The organism is Kitasatospora misakiensis (assembly GCF_042656005.1).
GTDB classification, from domain to species: domain Bacteria; phylum Actinomycetota; class Actinomycetes; order Streptomycetales; family Streptomycetaceae; genus Kitasatospora; species Kitasatospora misakiensis.
Genome location: NZ_JBHSOF010000019.1, coordinates 61,506 through 77,427, shown reverse-complemented (window position 1 = coordinate 77,427; position 15,922 = coordinate 61,506). Strand labels below are relative to the sequence as shown.

The following is a 15,922-nucleotide window of genomic DNA, read 5'->3' as shown; positions in this document are numbered from 1 at the left end:
GCCTCATCCTCGCACCGGTGGACCCGATTCCGCAGCGGTACGGCACGAGTTTCGGGTCTGATCGGGCAAGGACCCGTCGGCGGAAATGGATCTGTTCCGCGGTGTTCACGTATTGGTGGCGCGGCGCCCCGGAAAGTGCGCCTCGTGCGCCCCCCGTGCAGACCAATGCGCCGAATGCGATCTCATCAATAGGCCGAACGGATGCCGAATAGCCCAACTGACGCACCATCATGCCATCCGGCGCGGCTACGCTTCACGCCGTGAAGGCAATCCGCAGATTCACCGTCCGCACCGTCCTGCCCGAACAACTCCAGCCGTTGCACGAGCTGGCCCTCAACCTGCGCTGGTCCTGGCACCCCGAGACCAGGGACCTCTTCCGGTCCGTGGACCCGGACGTGTGGGCCGCCACGGGCGAGGACCCGGTGCGGCTGCTCGGGGAGGTCCCGGCCGCCCGGCTCGCCGCGCTCGCCGCCGACCGCCGGTTCCTGCGCCGGCTCGGCGACCTCGCCGACGACCTGCGGGAGTACCTGGCCGGCCCGCGCTGGTACCAGACCGCGGGTCAGCAGGCCGCCGCCCCGCCGCCCGCCGCCATCGCCTACTTCTCGCCCGAGTACGGCATCGCCGCCGCGCTGCCCCAGTACTCGGGCGGCCTCGGCATCCTCGCCGGCGACCACCTCAAGGCCGCCAGCGACCTCGGCGTCCCGATCATCGGCGTCGGCCTCTTCTACCGGCACGGCTACTTCCGGCAGTCCCTCGACCGGGACGGCTGGCAGCAGGAGCGCTACCCGCTGCTCGACCCGGACGAGCTGGCCGTCACCCTGCTCCGCGAGCCCGACGGCACCCCCTGCCGGGTCGACCTCGCGCTGCCCGGCGGCCGCACCCTGGCCGCGCACATCTGGAAGGCCCAGGTCGGCCGCGTCCCGCTGCTGCTGCTCGACTCCGGCATCGAGGCCAACTCGCCGGCCGAGCGCGACGTCACCGACCGCCTCTACGGCGGCGGCAGCGAGCACCGGCTGCTCCAGGAGATGCTGCTCGGCATCGGCGGCGTCCGGGCCGTCCGCGCCTACCAGCGGCTGACCGGCCACCCCGCCCCCGAGGTCTTCCACACCAACGAGGGCCACGCGGGCTTCCTCGGCGTCGAGCGGATCCGCGAACTGGTCGCGGACGCCGGGCTCGACTTCGCCGCCGCCCTGGAGTCGGTCCGGGCCGGCACCCTCTTCACCACCCACACGCCCGTCCCGGCCGGCATCGACCGGTTCGACCGCGAGCTGGTCGCCCGGCATTTCGGCGGCGAGACCGCGCTGCCCGGCGTCCCGGTCGACCAGGTCCTCGCGCTCGGCGCCGAGACCTGGCGCGGCGGCGACCCCAAGCTGTTCAACATGGCCGCCATGGGCCTGCGGCTCGCCCAGCGGGCCAACGGCGTCTCCACCCTGCACGGCGAGGTCAGCCGCTCGATGTTCAACGGCCTCTGGCCGGGCTTCGACGCCGCCGACGTGCCGATCACCTCGGTCACCAACGGCGTCCACGCCGCCACCTGGATCGACCCGGCGGTCGTCCGGCTCGGCGCCGCCGAGATCGGCGCCGACCGCGCCGAGGAGGCCATGACCACCGGCGAGACCAAACGCTGGACCGGTCTGGAGAGGATCGGCAACACCGAGGTCTGGGACCTGCGCCGGACCCTGCGCGCCCAGCTGGTCGACGAGGTCCGCCGCCGGCTGCGCGTCTCCTGGCGCCAGCGCGGGGCCGGCGAGGCCGAACTCGGCTGGGTGTCCTCGGTGCTCGACCCGGACGTGCTCACCATCGGCTTCGCCCGCCGGGTGCCGTCCTACAAGCGGCTCACCCTGATGCTCCGCGACCAGGAGCGGCTGCGCGCGCTGCTGCTGCACCCGACCCGGCCGGTGCAGATCGTGGTCGCCGGCAAGGCCCACCCGGCCGACGACGGCGGCAAGCGGCTGATCCAGCAGATGGTCGCCTTCGCCGACGACCCGGCCGTCCGGCACCGGATCGTCTTCCTGCCGGACTACGACATGGCGATGGCCCAGCACCTCTACCCGGGCTGCGACGTCTGGCTGAACAACCCGCTCCGCCCGCTGGAGGCCTGCGGCACCTCCGGGATGAAGGCCGCGCTCAACGGCTGCCTCAACCTGTCGGTGCTGGACGGCTGGTGGGACGAGTGGTTCGACGGCCAGAACGGCTGGGCGATCCCCACCGCCGACACCGGCGACGGCGTGCTCGACCCGGACAGCCGGGAGGCCGAGCGGCGCGACGACATCGAGGCCGCCGCGCTCTACGACCTGATCGAGGAGCAGGTCGCCACCCGCTTCTACGACCGGGGCTCGGACGGCCTGCCGCACCGGTGGATCGCGATGGTCCGGCACACCCTGGTCACCCTCGGCCCCAAGGTGCTGGCCGGCCGGATGGTCCGCGAGTACGTCGAACGGCTCTACGCCCCGGCCGCGCTGGCCCAGCGGGAGCTGGCGGGCAGCGGGGCGCACCGCGCCGCCCGGGAGCTGGCCGCCTGGAAGGCCCGGGTGCGCGAGGCGTGGCCGGCCGTCCGGGTGGAGCACGTCGAGGCGGACTGTCCGGAGGAGGCGCAGGAGCTGGGCACCGCGCTGGACCTGCGGGTGCAGGTGACGCTCGGCCCGCTGGAGCCGGCCGACGTCGAGGTGCAGGTGGTCTCCGGCCGGGTCGACGAGTCGGACCGGATCTCGGACGCCTGCCTGCTCGCCCTCAAGCCGGTCGGCGGGCCCGACCTCGACGGGCGGACCAGGTACGAGGGCTCCCTGGAGCTCTGCCGCACCGGGCCGTTCGGCTACACCGTACGGGTGCTGCCCTCGCACCCCCTGCTGGCCTCGCCCGCCGAGCCGGGCCTGGTGGCGCTGCCGCCGGAGGTGCCGGGGATGGACGCCGTACTGCTCCGCTGAGGGGGGCGCGCGGGAGCGGGGCGCCGGTCCGGCCGGCGCCCCGTCCGCCCCCGTTCGCTCCGCACGCCCCCGGCCCCGCTCAGCGGACGGCGGCCACCATGGCGTCGGTGACCGAGCGCCAGGCCACCCCGGCCTCGGCGAAGCCGGCCGCCACCAGCCGCTCGGTGTGCCACCCGGCCGGGTGGGAGTCGCCGTCGGCGTGCGAGCCGTACACCGCGTTGCGGGCCGCCACCTGGTCGGCGAGCAGCGGGTCGGCCGCGGCGGCGACCCACCAGCCCTCCCAGTCGAGGACGCCCTCGGCCTGCTCCTGCTCCTGCCGCCCGTGCCGCTGGGTCCGCTCGGCGGCGTTGAGCAGCGGGACCGCCGGATCCGGCATGTGGTCGGCGTTGAGGAAGACCCCGCCGGGGCGCACCAGGCCGGCGAGGTCGCCGTAGAGCCGGACCAGGTCGGCGGTGGGCAGCCAGTGCAGGGCGGTGGCGGTCACCACCGCGTCGAACGGGCCGGGCGGCAGGGCGCGGGCCCAGCGCGGGTCCTTGAGGTCGGCGGTCACCAGGGTGAACCGCTCGTCCTCGCCGAGCACGCCCTGGGCGATGGTCATCAGCGCCGGGTCCTGGTCCACGCCGACGCTGGTGGCGCCGGGCAGCCGGGCGAGCAGGCGCTCGGTGATGCTGGCGGTGCCGCAGGCGAGGTCGAGGACGCGCGGGGCGGGCCCGGCCACCGCCTCGACCAGGTCGAGCATCACCCGGAACCGCTCCTCGCGGTCGGGCAGGTACCACTGCTGCTGGCGGTCCCAGCTGCGCTGCCACTGCTCCCAGTGCTGACGGTCGACCATGGTCGGTCCCCCTTCGTGGACGTGGGGTCGGTAAGCCCTGGGAACGACCCTAGGCCCTTTCGGTAATGGATGAAAGGGCCTAGGGATTATTACTTCTATGGTGAGCTGACTGTCAGACCAGGCTGTCCCGCCAGGCCCGGTGCAGCTGGGCGAAGCGGCCGGCGCCGTCGATCAGCTCGCGCGGGCTGCCGTCCTCGACGATCCGGCCCTGGTCCATCACCAGCACCCGGTCGGCGATCTCCACGGTGGAGAGCCGGTGGGCGATGATCACGGCCGTCCGGCCGGCCAGCACCGTGCGCATCGCCCGCTGCACCGCCTGCTCGCCCGGCACGTCCAGCGAGCTGGTGGCCTCGTCCAGGATCAGCACCGCCGGATCGGCGAGCAGCGCGCGGGCGAAGGCGACCAGCTGCCGCTGGCCGGCCGAGATCCGCCCGCCGCGCTTGCGCACGTCGGTGTCGTAGCCGTCGGGCAGCTCGGCGATGAAGGCGTGCGCGCCGATGGCCCGGGCGGCCTCCTCGACCTCGGCCCGGGTGGCGCCCGGCCGGCCGATCGCGATGTTCTCGGCGACGGTGCCGGAGAACAGGAAGGACTCCTGGGTCACCATCACCACGCCGCGCCGCAGCTCGGGACCGGCGAGGTCGCGCAGGTCCACCCCGTCCAGGGTGATCCGGCCGTCCGTCGGGTCGTAGAACCGGGCCAGCAGCTTGGCCACCGTCGACTTGCCGGCCCCGGTCGCGCCGACCACGGCGACGGTCTGCCCGGCGGGCAGCACCAGGTCGAACGGCGGCAGCACCTCCTTGCCGGTCCGGTACGCGAAGCGCGTCCCCTCGAAGCCGACCTCCCGACCCCGTACTCGCCCGCTCGCCTCCGGGCGCTCCCGTCCGGCGCCGACACTCCTCCCTCCGGCACTCCCTCCTTCGTCGGTCGCTTGTCGCTCGTCGCTTTCGGCACCGGCGCGCCCTTCGGCTCGGGGCGGTGCCACTCTCAAGGCGGGGAGCTCCCGGGGCTCCGCGGGCTCGGCGACGGTCGGCTCGTGGGCGAGCAGGCCGGCGATCTTCTCCAGCGCGGCGGCGGCCGACTGGTAGCTGTTCAGGAACATCGCCAGCTGGTCGATCGGGTCGAACAGCCGGCGCAGGTAGAGCACGAAGGCGGTCAGCACGCCCAGCGCGACCGTGCCGTCGGTGACCAGGTAGGCGCCGAGCAGCAGCACGCCGGTGGTCCACACATTGGCCGTCCCCCGGGAGAGGCCGACGTACCGGGCGATCTCCAGCAGGCCGTCCTGGGTGGCGGTGGCCGACTGCCGGTTCACCACGCCGAACGCCGCGTCGTTGGCCCGCTCGCGGCGGAACGCCTTCACCGGGCGGATGCCGTTCATGGTCTCGGTGAAGCGGACGATCAGCGAGGCCGCCGCGGTGCGCGAACGCCGGTAGACCCGGCGCGAGCGGCGCCGGAACGAGCGGGCGATCAGCCAGAGCGGCAGGAAGGAGGCCAGCGAGACCAGACCGAGCCGCCAGTCCAGCACCAGCAGGATGACCGAGATGGAGCAGACCGAGAGGAAGACCGTCAGCAGCTCCTGGAGGCCCTCGGAGAGCAGCTCGCGCAGCGCGTCCACGTCGCTGGTGGCGCGCGAGATGATCCGGCCCGAGGTGTAGCGCTCGTGGAAGTCCAGGCTGAGCCGCTGGGCGTGCCGGAAGATCCGGCCGCGCAGCTCCAGCAGGATGTCCTGGTTGACCCGGGCGCTGATCTTGATGAAGGACCACTGGAGCAGCGTGCCGAGCAGCGCGCAGCCCAGGTAGGCGACGACCACCGCGATCAGCGGACCGGCGTCGTCCTCGCGCAGGGCCGGGATGCCGCGGTCCATCGCGAACGCCACCAGCAGCGGACCGGCCTGGAGGGCGGCCTGCTGGAGCAGGATCACCGCCATGGCGGCGGCGATCCGGCCGCGGTGCGGGCCGAGCAGCGCGCGCAGCAGGGCGCGGGGCGCGCCGGGCGGGACGGGGATGTCCTCCTCGTCGCCCGGCGGGGGCGGCAGCTCCTCCTCGTCCGGTGCGGCCGGGTCGGTGCGCGCGGCGGCGGGTTCGACGGTGGCGGTCATCGGGCGGTGCTCCCCTCGGGGACGAGGGCGGCCTCGCCCGACATCAGTTCGCGGTAGCGCGCCGAGTCGCGCAGCAGCTCCTGGTGGGTGCCGACCGCCTCGATCCGGCCGTCGGCGAGGACGGCGACCCGGTCGGCGAGCAGCACGGTGCTCGGCCGGTGCGCGACCACCAGGGCGGTGGTGCCGGCGAGCACCTGGCGCAGGGCGCGCTCGACCAGCGCCTCGGTGTGCACGTCCAGCGCGGAGAGCGGGTCGTCGAGCACCAGGAACGCCGGGTCGCCGACCACGGCGCGGGCCAGGGCGAGGCGCTGGCGCTGGCCGCCGGACAGGCTGAGGCCCTGCTCGCCGACCTCGGTGGCGACGCCGTCCGGCAGCTTCTCGACGAAGCCGGCCTGGGCGGTCGCGAGCGCGGTGCGCAACTGGTCGTCGTCCGCGCCGGGGGCGCCCATCAGCACGTTGTCCCGGACGCTGGCGGAGAAGAGGGTGGGCTCCTCGAAGGCGACCGCGACCAGCTCGCGCAGCCGGGTGCGGTCGATCTCGCGGATGTCCCGGCCGTCCAGGGTGATGGTGCCGCCGGTGGCCTCGTAGAGGCGGGGGAGCAGCGCGGTGAGCGTGGTCTTGCCGCTGCCGGTGGCGCCGACCAGGGCCATCGTCTCGCCGCTGCGGATGTGCAGGTCGACGCCGCGGAGCAGGTCGGGGGTGCCGGCCGGCGCGTCGGGGTAGCGGAAGCGGACGGCGGTGAGCCGGATGCCGTCCGGGGCCCCGGCAGGCCTGGCGGACCCGTCGGCGGTGCTGCCGGTGGCCGCGCCGCTCACGGCGCTCTCCGCCTCCGGCTCGTCCAGCACCTCGAAGTAGCGGTCGGTGGCGGTGGCGGCCTCGTTGGCGTAGGCGAGCAGCCAGCCGAGCGACTCGACCGGCCAGCGCAGCGCGAGCGCGGTGGAGAGGAAGGCGACCAGGGTGCCCGCGCTCAGCTCGTCGTGCGCGACCAGGTAGGCGCCGACCGCGAGGGCGCAGCCGAGGGCCAGCTCGGGCAGGCCGACGATGACCGCCCACAGGTTGGCGAGCAGGCCGGCCTTCCGCAGCTCGGTGCGGCGCAGTTCGCGGGAGTGCTCGCGGAACCGCTCCGCCATTGAGCGGTGGCGGCCGAAGGCCTTGAGGATCCGGATGCCGAGGACGGACTCCTCGACGACGGTCGCGAGGTCGCCGTTCTGGTCCTGGGCGCGGCGGGCGGCGCCGGAGTAGCCGGCCTCGAAGCGGCGGGTGAGCACCAGCAGCGGGACGGCCGGCCCGAGCACGATCAGGGCCAGCCGCCAGTCCTGGGTGAACATCAGGGCGGTGCCGACCAGGAAGGTCACCGTGTTGACGATCAGGAAGACCAGCGGGAAGGCCAGGAACAGCCGCATGGTGTACATGTCGGCGGTGGCCCGGGAGAGCAGCTGGCCGGAGCCCCAGCGGTCGTGGAAGGACACCGGCAGGCGCTGGAGCTTGGCGAAGAGGTCGCCGCGCATCGCCGTCTCGACGCCGGCCAGGGGGCGGGCCAGCACCACCCGGCGGGTGTAGAAGAGGGCGGCCTCGGCGAGGCCGAGCAGGAGCAGCAGGACGGCCGGCGCCCAGAGGCCGCCGAGGTCGCGCTCGGCGATCGGGCCGTCGACGATCCGGCCGAGGACGGTCGGGACGATCAGCGTGCTGAGCGCGGCGAGCAGGGCGGCGGTGATCGAGACGGCCAGCCGCGCGCGGATCGGGTGGACGTAGGGCCACAGGCGCAGCAGTGAGCGCACCGTCGACCGGCGGGGGACGGTCGGCGCGGTGCCGGGGGCGGTGTCGGGGGCTTGGTTCTCGGCCATCGCCGTGAGGGTAGGCCGGGCGCCCGTCATTTCTCATCCGGTTTTTCGGACCTGTCGTCGATTACCGGCCAGGTCGGGACCGGGTCGGGGGCGAGGTCGGGGATGAGGCCGGGGACGGCGTCAGGGGAGCGTCAGGGGACGGCCCGGAGCAGGAGCAGGGCGCGGGCGCCGAGCAGCACCGGTGCGCCGGGGAGGTGCTCCCCGGCGGGGCCGGCGCCGTCCTCCGCGGCGGTGTCGACGACGGTCTCGTACCGGGTGCGGTCGGCCGCCCGGGGGGTGCCGGGCAGGGTGAAGGGGACCGGCCGGGGTCCGGCGTTGAGCAGCAGCAGGAAGCTGTCGTCGAGCAGCGGCCGGCCGCACGCGTCCCGTTCGGACATCGCGGTGCCGGTCAGCAGCATGCCCAGGGCGGCGGTCGGCGCGAACCAGTCGGCCTCGGTCATCTCCTTGCCGAGCGGGGTGAACCAGGCCAGGTCGGGCCGCTCGCCCGGCCCGGTGGCGCGGCCGGAGAAGAACGCCCGCTGCCGCAGCACCGGGTGCTCGCGGCGGAGCGCGACCAGCCGCGCGGTGAACGCGGACAGGCTCCGCCAGTCCGGGTCGTCGAGCAGTGTCCAGTCCAGCCAGCCGACCTCGTTGTCCTGGCAGTAGGCGTTGTTGTTGCCGCCCTGGGTGCGGCCGAACTCGTCCCCGGCGGTGAGCATCGGGACGCCGGCGGAGAGCAGCAGGGTGGCGGTGAGGTTGCGCAGCTGGCGCCGGCGCAGGGCGGTGACGGCGGGGTCGGCGGTCTCCCCCTCGGCGCCGTGGTTCCAGGAGCGGTTGTCGTCGGTGCCGTCCCGGTTGCCCTCGCCGTTGGCCTCGTTGTGCTTGCGGTCGTAGGAGACCAGGTCGCGCAGGGTGAAGCCGTCGTGCGCGGTCACGTAGTTGACGGACGCGTACGGGCGCCGGCCGTCGCGCTGGTAGAGGTCGGAGGAGCCGGAGAGCCGGTAGCCGAGCTCCCGGACGTCGGGGCGGGCGCCACGCCAGAAGTCCCGCAGGGTGTCGCGGTAGCGGTCGTTCCACTCGGCCCAGGGCGGCGGGAACCCGCCCACCTGGTAGCCGCCCGGGCCGACGTCCCAGGGCTCGGCGATCAGCTTCACCCGGCTGAGCAGCGGGTCCTGGGCGATGGCGGCGAGCAGCGGGTGCTCCATGGTGACGCCGCCGTCGGCGCCGCGGGCGAGGGTGGCGGCGAGGTCGAAGCGGAAGCCGTCCACGCCCATCTCGTGCACCCAGTACCGCAGCGAGTCGGTGATCAGCCGGACGACCTGGGGGCGGCGGGTGTCCAGGCTGTTGCCGCAGCCGGTGTAGTCGGCGTAGCCGCGCGGGCGGTTGGGCGGCAGGCGGTAGTAGCCGGCGTTGTCGATGCCGCGCAGGAACAGCGCTGGGCCCAGCTCGGCGCCCTCGGCGGTGTGGTTGTAGACGACGTCGAGGATCACCTCGATGCCGGCGGTGTGCAGCGCGCGGACCATCCGCTTGAACTCGCCGACCTGGCCGCCGCGCGAACCGGCGGCGGAGTAGCCGGCGTGCGGGGCGAAGTAGCCGACGCTGTTGTAGCCCCAGTAGTTGACGAGTCCGCGGGCCTGGAGGTGGTCCTCGCTGACGTGGTGGTGGACGGGGAGCAGCTCGACCGCGGTGACGCCGAGGCCGGTGAGGTGGGCGATCGCCGCGGGGTGGGCCAGTCCGGCGTAGGTGCCGCGCAGCTCGGGCGGCACGTCGGGGTGGCGGCGGGTGAAGCCGCGGACGTGCAGTTCGTAGAGGACGGTCTCGGCCCAGGGGGTCTTCGGCCGGTGGTCGTCGGACCAGTCGTCGTCGTCCCGGACGACCACGGCCCTGGGCACGTAGGGGGCCGAGTCGCGGTTGTCCCGGACGGTGTCGGCGACCTCGGCCTCGGGCCAGTTGCGGACGGCGGCGCAGACGGCGTCGTGCGCGGTGTAGTCGCCGTCGACGGCGCGGGCGTAGGGGTCGAGCAGCAGTTTGGCCGGGTTCCACCGGGCGCCGGTCCACGGGTCCCAGCGGCCGTGCACCCGGTAGCCGTAGCGGGTGCCGGGGAGGACGCCGGGGACGAAGCCGTACCAGGTGTGCGCGTCCTGCTCGGTGAGGCGCAGCCGGGTCTCGTGGCCGTCCTCGTCGAAGAGGCAGAGGTCGACGGCCTCGGCGCCGGCCGCCCAGAGCGCGAAGTTGGTGCCGGGCCGGCCGTCCGGGCCGGGGTGGAAGCGGGCGCCGAGCGGTTGCCGGCTGCCCGGCCAGGGCACCGCGCCGCCCGGCCGGTCGGCGGTGCGCCCGTCCGCGCGGGGCCCGTTGACGGCCGCGGGGGCGTGCGCGCGCACGGCGGCCGCCGACTCCTGCCCTGACGCCATGGCGTGCCCTCCCTGACGGGGCGTCCCGAACCCCGTCCGGTGTCTCATTCCCTGATCGCGCCGGAGGGAAGCGGCTGAACACCGTCTTACCGGCGGATGGCGCCCGGGCGAGGCCGCGGCACTGGGCCGTGGGGGTGGGGGTTTTCGGCGTGTCGGCGTGTCCTGCCGGGAGTGCCCTCGTTGTGCGGGGTATCGGACGGATACGGCGGGAGGCCCCGGAATGCGGCCCCGAGGACGGATGTGGGCACGGCGGCTGGCGGCGGTGGGCTGCTGCCTGGCGGTGCTGACCGGGTGCTCCGGCGGCGGCGGGGCGCCGAAGCCCCCGAGCGAGGACGCCGTCCTGGCGGGGCCGGCCGGTCCGCCGCCGGCCTCCCGGGCGGCGATCACCGCGCTGCCCGCCGACGACACCCAGAACCTCCCGCCCGACGGCCCGGTCCGGGTGACGGTGGCCCAGGGCCGGCTGGTCTCCGTGCGCCTGGCCGACACCCGGGGCTCCGAGGTGCCCGGCTCGCTCTCCGCGGACGGCACCGGCTGGGCGCCGAACGGTCCGCTGCCGCTGGGCACCAGGTTCACCCTGGACGCCGTGGCCGAGGACGACCAGGGGCAGCGGGCCGCCCAGCACGCCGACTTCTCGACGGTGGCGCGGGCGCACACCTTCGTCGCCTTCTTCACCCCCGAGGACGGCTCCACGGTCGGCGTCGGCATGCCGGTCTCGCTGCGGTTCAGCCGCCCGGTCACCGACCGGGCGGCGGTGGAGCGCGCGATCACGGTGACCGCCGACCCGCCGGTGGAGGTGGCCGCGCACTGGTTCGGCGGCCAGCGGCTGGACTTCCGCCCCGACCGGTACTGGGCGCCGGGCACCAGGGTGACGGTCGCGCTGCGGCTCAAGGACGTGCAGGGCGCGCCGGGCGAGTTCGGCACCCAGAACAAGGACGTCCGCTTCACCGTCGGCCGGGCCCAGGTCTCCACCGTCGACCTGGACGCCCACACCCTCACCGTCCGGGCCGGCCAGGGCGGCCGGGTGGTGCGCACGCTCAAGGTGTCCGGCGGGGACGCCAGGCACACGACGTACCGGGGCGTGCTCGTGGTGTCCGAGAAGTACCGGGTCACCCGGATGAACTCGCAGACCGTCGGGATGGGCGACGAGTACGACATCAAGGACGTGCCGCACGCGATGCGGCTGACCAACTCGGGCACCTTCGTGCACGGCAACTACTGGGCCGACCCGTCGGTGTTCGGCACCGCCAACACCAGCCACGGCTGCATCGGCCTGGCCGACGTCAAGGGCGGGACGAGCGGCGAGAGCCCGGCGGGCTGGCTGTTCGAGCACACGATCCCGGGGGACGTGCTGGAGGTGCGGGCCTCGACGGGGGACGTGGTGCCGCCGAGCAACGGTCTGAACGGCTGGAATCTGCCCTGGGCGCAGTGGGTGGCCGGGAGCGCCCTCCGGGCCACCGCGAGCCCGCCCGGCGCCCCGTCCGCCGGGCCGTCCGCCGTCCCCGCTCCGGGCGCCTCCCCGAGCCCCGGTCCGGCCTCTTCCCAGGGCCCGGGCACCGGCCCCTCCCCGAGCGCCGCCGCCGGTCCGTCCCCGGTGGCCAGGCCCTGACGGCCGTCTGCCGACGATCTTCACCCGCGTTCACCGGTAACCCTCCCAGGATTCACCCGATCGGCCCAGCTATCCTGCTTGCCGCGCCGAAGCCCGGCGCGAAAGATCACCGGTCCGGTGCAACCCGTCCGGGTGAGAGCGCGTCCACAGAGTTGGACACCGGGAGGGGAGAGACCGTGAAGCCGGTTAGGGCGGCCGACGCCGCGATACGTACCACCGTCACCAGCCGCCGTCTGCGTCAGAGCGCGGTGGCGTTGGCGATGGGCGGGGTTCTGCTGCTGACCGCGGCCTGCAACAGCGGGGGCGGGGACGACGACAAGGCCGCGGGCGGTGACAAGGCCACCACGGCGGCCGCCGGCGGCACGGGGGACCCCGGTAGCGGCGGCACGCCGGCGCCCGGCCAGACCTCGGCCACGCCGAAGACCTCGGCCGCCGTGGTCAGCGTCGAGCCCAAGGACGGCGCCCAGGACGTCGCCCCGGACGGCGCGCTCAAGGTCGGGGTGACCGGCGGCAAGCTCACCACGGTCGAGGTGACCGACAAGGAGGGCAAGCCGGTCGCGGGCGCCATCAGCGCGGACGGCAGCGGGTGGAAGCCCAGCGCGCCGCTGGCCGTGGGCATGGCGTACAAGGTGAACGCCCAGGCCACCGACGCCGAGGGCCTGGTGGCCGCGTCGACCACCTCGTTCACCACGCTGACCCCGGCGAAGAAGGTCTCCACCAACGACAACATCGCCGACAACGCCACCTACGGCGTCGGCATGATCGTGTCGGTGGTCTTCAACAAGGAGATCAAGAACAAGGACGCGGTGGTCCAGGGCATCACCTTCGAGGCCAGCGACGGCACCACCGTGAAGGGCCACTGGTTCGGCGCGAAGCGCCTGGACTTCCGGCCCGAGAAGTACTGGACGCCGGGTACCAAGGTCGTCATCAAGTACCGGCTGAAGAACGTCGAGATCGCCCCGGGCGTCTACGGCGACATCGACAAGGACGAGCCGTTCACCATCGGCCGTTCGCAGGTCTCGGTGGCCGACTCGGCCACCCACCAGATGACGGTGACCAGGGGCGGCGAGAGCCACACCGTGCCGGTGACCCTGGGCGACGAGAAGAACCCCTCCTGGAACGGCACCATGGTGGTGATGTCCAAGGAGAAGGTCACCCGGATGAACTCGCAGACCGTCGGCCTCGGCGGCGAGTACGACATCCCGGACGTGCCGCACGCCATGCGGCTGACCAACTCGGGCACCTTCGTGCACGGCAACTACTGGGCCAACCCGTTCGGCAAGACCAACGCCAGCCACGGCTGCATCTCGATGCAGGACGAGAAGGGCGGCAGCGACGCCTCGGTGGCGGGCAAGTTCTTCAACGACTCGATGATCGGTGACGTCATCACCATCAAGAACTCGAAGGAGAAGACCGTCGCCCCCGACAACGGCCTGAGCGGCTGGAACATCGGCTGGGCGAACTGGTAGCCCCTACTCCGAACCGGTAGACGCTACCCCGCGGTAGCCTCCGCCGGTCGCGGAACGGCCACGGCCGGCCCGATCCTCACTCGTTGGGGTCGGGCCGGCCGCGTTTCCGGGGCCGGTGACCCCCCGAACGGCGCAACCTTTTCCGTGTGCGGTGCGTGTAAGTGTCGAACGGTGTGACACAAAAGGGGGACGACGGTGACGTCGATACGCAAGGTGATGGCCGCGGGGCTGATCGGGGGCGCACTGGTGCTGACCAGTGCCTGCGGCGGGGGCGGCGGCGGGGGCGGGACGGCCGCCAAGGCCGAACTGGGGGGCGGCGCGACCGCGGGGAGCCCTTCCTCGGCCGGGTCGGCCGCCGCGCCGGCCGGTTCGTCGTCCGAGGCCCCGGCCTCGCCGGCCGCCACGAGCGCCGCACCCAAGGCCTCGCAGGCCGTGGTGGACATCCAGCCGAAGAACGGCGCGGTGGACGTCGCCCCGAACGGCGCGCTCAAGGTCGCGGTCGCCGGCGGCAAGCTCACCACCGTCAAGGTGAGCGACAAGACCGGCAAGGAGGTGGCCGGCGCCCTGGCCGCCGACGGGTCGAGCTGGGCGCCGTCCGGCCCGCTGGCGGTCGGCACCGCGTACCAGGTGAGCGCGCTGGCGGAGGACGCCGGCGGCGTGGCCGTCGAGGCGGTGAGCGGCTTCAGCACGCTGGCGCCCGAGCGGGAGTCGAAGGCGAGCGACAACGTCCAGGACAACGCCACCTACGGCGTCGGCATGATCGTCTCGGTCACCTTCGACAAGGACGTGAAGAACAAGGAGGCGGTGGCCCGGGGCATCACCTTCGAGACCGACAACGGCACCGTGGTCAAGGGCCACTGGTTCGGCAACCGCCGGCTGGACTTCCGTCCCGAGAAGCACTGGACCCCCGGCACCAAGGTCACCGTCAAGTACCGGCTGAAGAGCGTGGAGATCGCGCCGGGCGTCTACGGGGGAGTGGACCGGGACGAGCCCTTCACTATCGGGCGATCCCAGATCTCGACCGTTGACGCCAAGACGCACAAGATGACGGTGGTCCGGGACGGCCAGAGCTCGGTCCTGAACATCACCTCGGGCGACTCCGAGTTCCCGACCTGGAACGGCACCATGGTCGTGATGTCCAAGGAGGGCGTGGTGCGGATGCAGTCCAGCACCCTGCCCGGCATGACCGGCGAGCCCTACGACAAGCAGGTTCCGCACTCGATGCGGCTGACCGACAGCGGCACCTACGTGCACGGCAACTGGTGGCGCCCCGCCTCGGTGTTCGGCACCGAGAACACCAGCCACGGCTGCGTGGCCCTCCAGGACGTCAAGGGCGGCGCACCGGGCACCGAGGCGGGCAAGTTCTACGACGGTTCGCTGATCGGGGACATCGTCACGGTGCTGAACTCCACGCGCGGGCAGGTCAAGCCGGACAACGGCCTCAGCGGCTGGAACATGGACTGGAGCGCCTGGTAGCACATCGGCACGGGGGCGGCCCGGCCCGTACGAACGCGGGTTCGGGTTGCACCCGGCATATGCCGAAAGAGTAGTGATCGTTTGTTCATTGTCCGTACGCGGCCGCTTGCGTTCCGCAATGATGGGTCGCATGGCGGGTTGGGGCGAAACAGATCAGTCATCACTTCCGGGTTCCAGCTTGGTCGCTGACGCATCGTCGTGGGCCTCGTTCCAGGATGACCTGGCGGCGCTGGAGCGACTCAGCTGCGACGAACTGGAGCGGCTCTACGTCGGCCGGCTGTGCGACCGGACGACGTCGGGCGAGGTGCGGCTCCCGTCCCGGCCGGCGACCGGGCCGCTGGCGCGCCGGCTGGTGCTCGCGGTCCTGGGGGCCTGGGAGCTGCACCAGCACCTGGAGGTGGGCGAGTTGCTCACCAGCGAGCTGGTCGCCAACGCCGTGCGGCACGCCGCCGGGCGGACCGTCGGGCTCCATGTGGCGCGCAAGCCGGGCTGGGTCCGGGTGGAGGTGCGGGACTCCTCGCGGTCGCTGCCCTGCATGATCATCGCGGAGCCGCTGCCGGTCACCGAGCGCGGGCGCGGGCTGCAGGTGGTCGACGACCTGGCGGACCGCTGGGGCGCCGATCTGCTGCCGCGCGGCAAGGGCGTCTGGTTCGAGCTGAAGGTGCGCGAGCGGGTCTGATCCGGTCCGGGAAACACGCAGGGCCCCCGACTTCGCCGTGATCCGGCGGCTGGGGGCCCTTGCAGGTCATCGCGCGGCCAAGGGGGTGCGTGCCGTGCGATGGGTGTCGGCCGTGCCGGGTCGGGCGGGCCGAAGTCTTCATTGCTTCGACTATCGCACGGATCTCAGCATGTGGGCAAACCGGGTGGCTTGGATTTCAAGGTTTGTAACTTAGTTCACCTTGGGAATTTGCATAAGTTCACGTCCGCGCCTGAGATTATTCATGATTGACGCGGTGGGCGCCCGCGAACAGGGCTGCCCTGGCGCGGGCGGCGTGCCGGTGCACGGCGGTGGGGGTCAGGCGCGCGGACGGTGGCGGTGCGATCGACCGGCCGCCCGTGCGGCAGGCCCGGCAGAGGCCGCCGAGCAGGGCGTTCGGGCGGGCCGGGACGCGGCAGTCGGTGCACTCGGCGAGGCGGGTCACCGGCGGGACGGCGGCCGGGTGTCCCGGGTGTCCCGGGTGTCCCGGGCGGATCGGCGGGAGCTTGTCGACCAGCCGTCTGCGGGTGAACGCGGCCGGGCTGTGGATCTCCGGCGGCAGGCCGGCGGTCATCGCCGAGCGGAACAC

The 15,922-nt window shown here is 73.5% G+C and carries 10 protein-coding genes; 5 read left to right on the top strand and 5 right to left on the bottom strand.

The features are described from left to right. Nucleotides 1-260: 260 nt before the first annotated feature. Nucleotides 261-2,924: an alpha-glucan family phosphorylase gene (glgP, locus tag ACFP3U_RS16840; protein WP_380226344.1), complete on the top strand. Its 2,664-nt coding sequence runs from the start codon at nt 261-263 to the stop codon at nt 2,922-2,924. A 79-nt stretch (nt 2,925-3,003) separates the two neighbouring features. Here the strand turns inward: glgP and ACFP3U_RS16835 are convergent, their stop codons facing one another. The 4 genes from ACFP3U_RS16835 to glgX form a co-directional block, all read right to left on the bottom strand. Next, nucleotides 3,004-3,756 (bottom strand): class I SAM-dependent methyltransferase, encoded by a 753-nt coding sequence (locus ACFP3U_RS16835; protein ID WP_380226343.1) that lies wholly within the window; start codon nt 3,754-3,756, stop codon nt 3,004-3,006. A 112-nt stretch (nt 3,757-3,868) separates the two neighbouring features. After that, nucleotides 3,869-5,851 carry an ABC transporter ATP-binding protein gene (locus tag ACFP3U_RS16830; RefSeq protein ID WP_380226342.1) on the bottom strand — a complete coding sequence of 661 codons (1,983 nt, stop codon included), beginning with the start codon at nt 5,849-5,851 and terminating at the stop codon, nt 3,869-3,871. Further along, complete coding sequence (locus ACFP3U_RS16825; RefSeq protein ID WP_380226341.1) at nt 5,848-7,695, bottom strand: ABC transporter ATP-binding protein; 1,848 nt, start codon at nt 7,693-7,695, stop codon at nt 5,848-5,850. The genes ACFP3U_RS16830 and ACFP3U_RS16825 overlap by 4 nt, the downstream gene beginning before the upstream one ends. Before the next feature lie 131 nt (nt 7,696-7,826). Further along, entirely contained in the window at nt 7,827-10,085 is a 2,259-nt protein-coding gene (gene glgX, locus ACFP3U_RS16820; protein WP_380226340.1) for a glycogen debranching protein GlgX, read from the bottom strand. A 238-nt stretch (nt 10,086-10,323) separates the two neighbouring features. On the opposite strand from glgX, the gene ACFP3U_RS16815 reads away from it, so the two are divergent. The 4 genes from ACFP3U_RS16815 (at nt 10,324) to ACFP3U_RS16800 (ending at nt 15,315) form a co-directional block, all read left to right on the top strand. Further along, on the top strand, nt 10,324-11,691 hold the full coding sequence (locus ACFP3U_RS16815) for a L,D-transpeptidase (RefSeq protein WP_380226339.1): 1,368 nt from the start codon (nt 10,324-10,326) through the stop codon (nt 11,689-11,691). A 176-nt stretch (nt 11,692-11,867) separates the two neighbouring features. Further along, the gene (locus tag ACFP3U_RS16810) at nt 11,868-13,160 is read left to right on the top strand and encodes a L,D-transpeptidase (protein ID WP_380226338.1); all 1,293 of its coding nucleotides are present in this window, start codon (nt 11,868-11,870) and stop codon (nt 13,158-13,160) included. Between the two features lie 195 nt (nt 13,161-13,355). Next, the gene (locus tag ACFP3U_RS16805) at nt 13,356-14,636 is read left to right on the top strand and encodes a L,D-transpeptidase (RefSeq protein ID WP_380226337.1); all 1,281 of its coding nucleotides are present in this window, start codon (nt 13,356-13,358) and stop codon (nt 14,634-14,636) included. A gap of 178 nt (nt 14,637-14,814) precedes the next feature. Then, nucleotides 14,815-15,315 carry an ATP-binding protein gene (locus tag ACFP3U_RS16800; RefSeq protein WP_380226336.1) on the top strand — a complete coding sequence of 167 codons (501 nt, stop codon included), beginning with the start codon at nt 14,815-14,817 and terminating at the stop codon, nt 15,313-15,315. 256 nt (nt 15,316-15,571) lie between these two features. On the opposite strand, the gene ACFP3U_RS16795 is transcribed toward ACFP3U_RS16800, so the two are convergent. Beyond that, nucleotides 15,572-15,922: a hypothetical protein gene (locus tag ACFP3U_RS16795; RefSeq protein ID WP_380226335.1), complete on the bottom strand. Its 351-nt coding sequence runs from the start codon at nt 15,920-15,922 to the stop codon at nt 15,572-15,574.

Excerpts from the sequence above, each read along its gene's own strand:
- ACFP3U_RS16830 (WP_380226342.1), bottom strand. The coding sequence starts at position 5,851 with ATGACCGCCACCGTCGAACCCGCCGCCGCGCGCACCGACCCGGCCGCA.
- glgX (WP_380226340.1), bottom strand. The coding sequence starts at position 10,085 with ATGGCGTCAGGGCAGGAGTCGGCGGCCGCCGTGCGCGCGCACGCCCCC.
- ACFP3U_RS16825 (WP_380226341.1), bottom strand. The coding sequence starts at position 7,695 with ATGGCCGAGAACCAAGCCCCCGACACCGCCCCCGGCACCGCGCCGACC.
- ACFP3U_RS16835 (WP_380226343.1), bottom strand. The coding sequence starts at position 3,756 with ATGGTCGACCGTCAGCACTGGGAGCAGTGGCAGCGCAGCTGGGACCGC.
- ACFP3U_RS16815 (WP_380226339.1), top strand. The coding sequence starts at position 10,324 with ATGTGGGCACGGCGGCTGGCGGCGGTGGGCTGCTGCCTGGCGGTGCTG.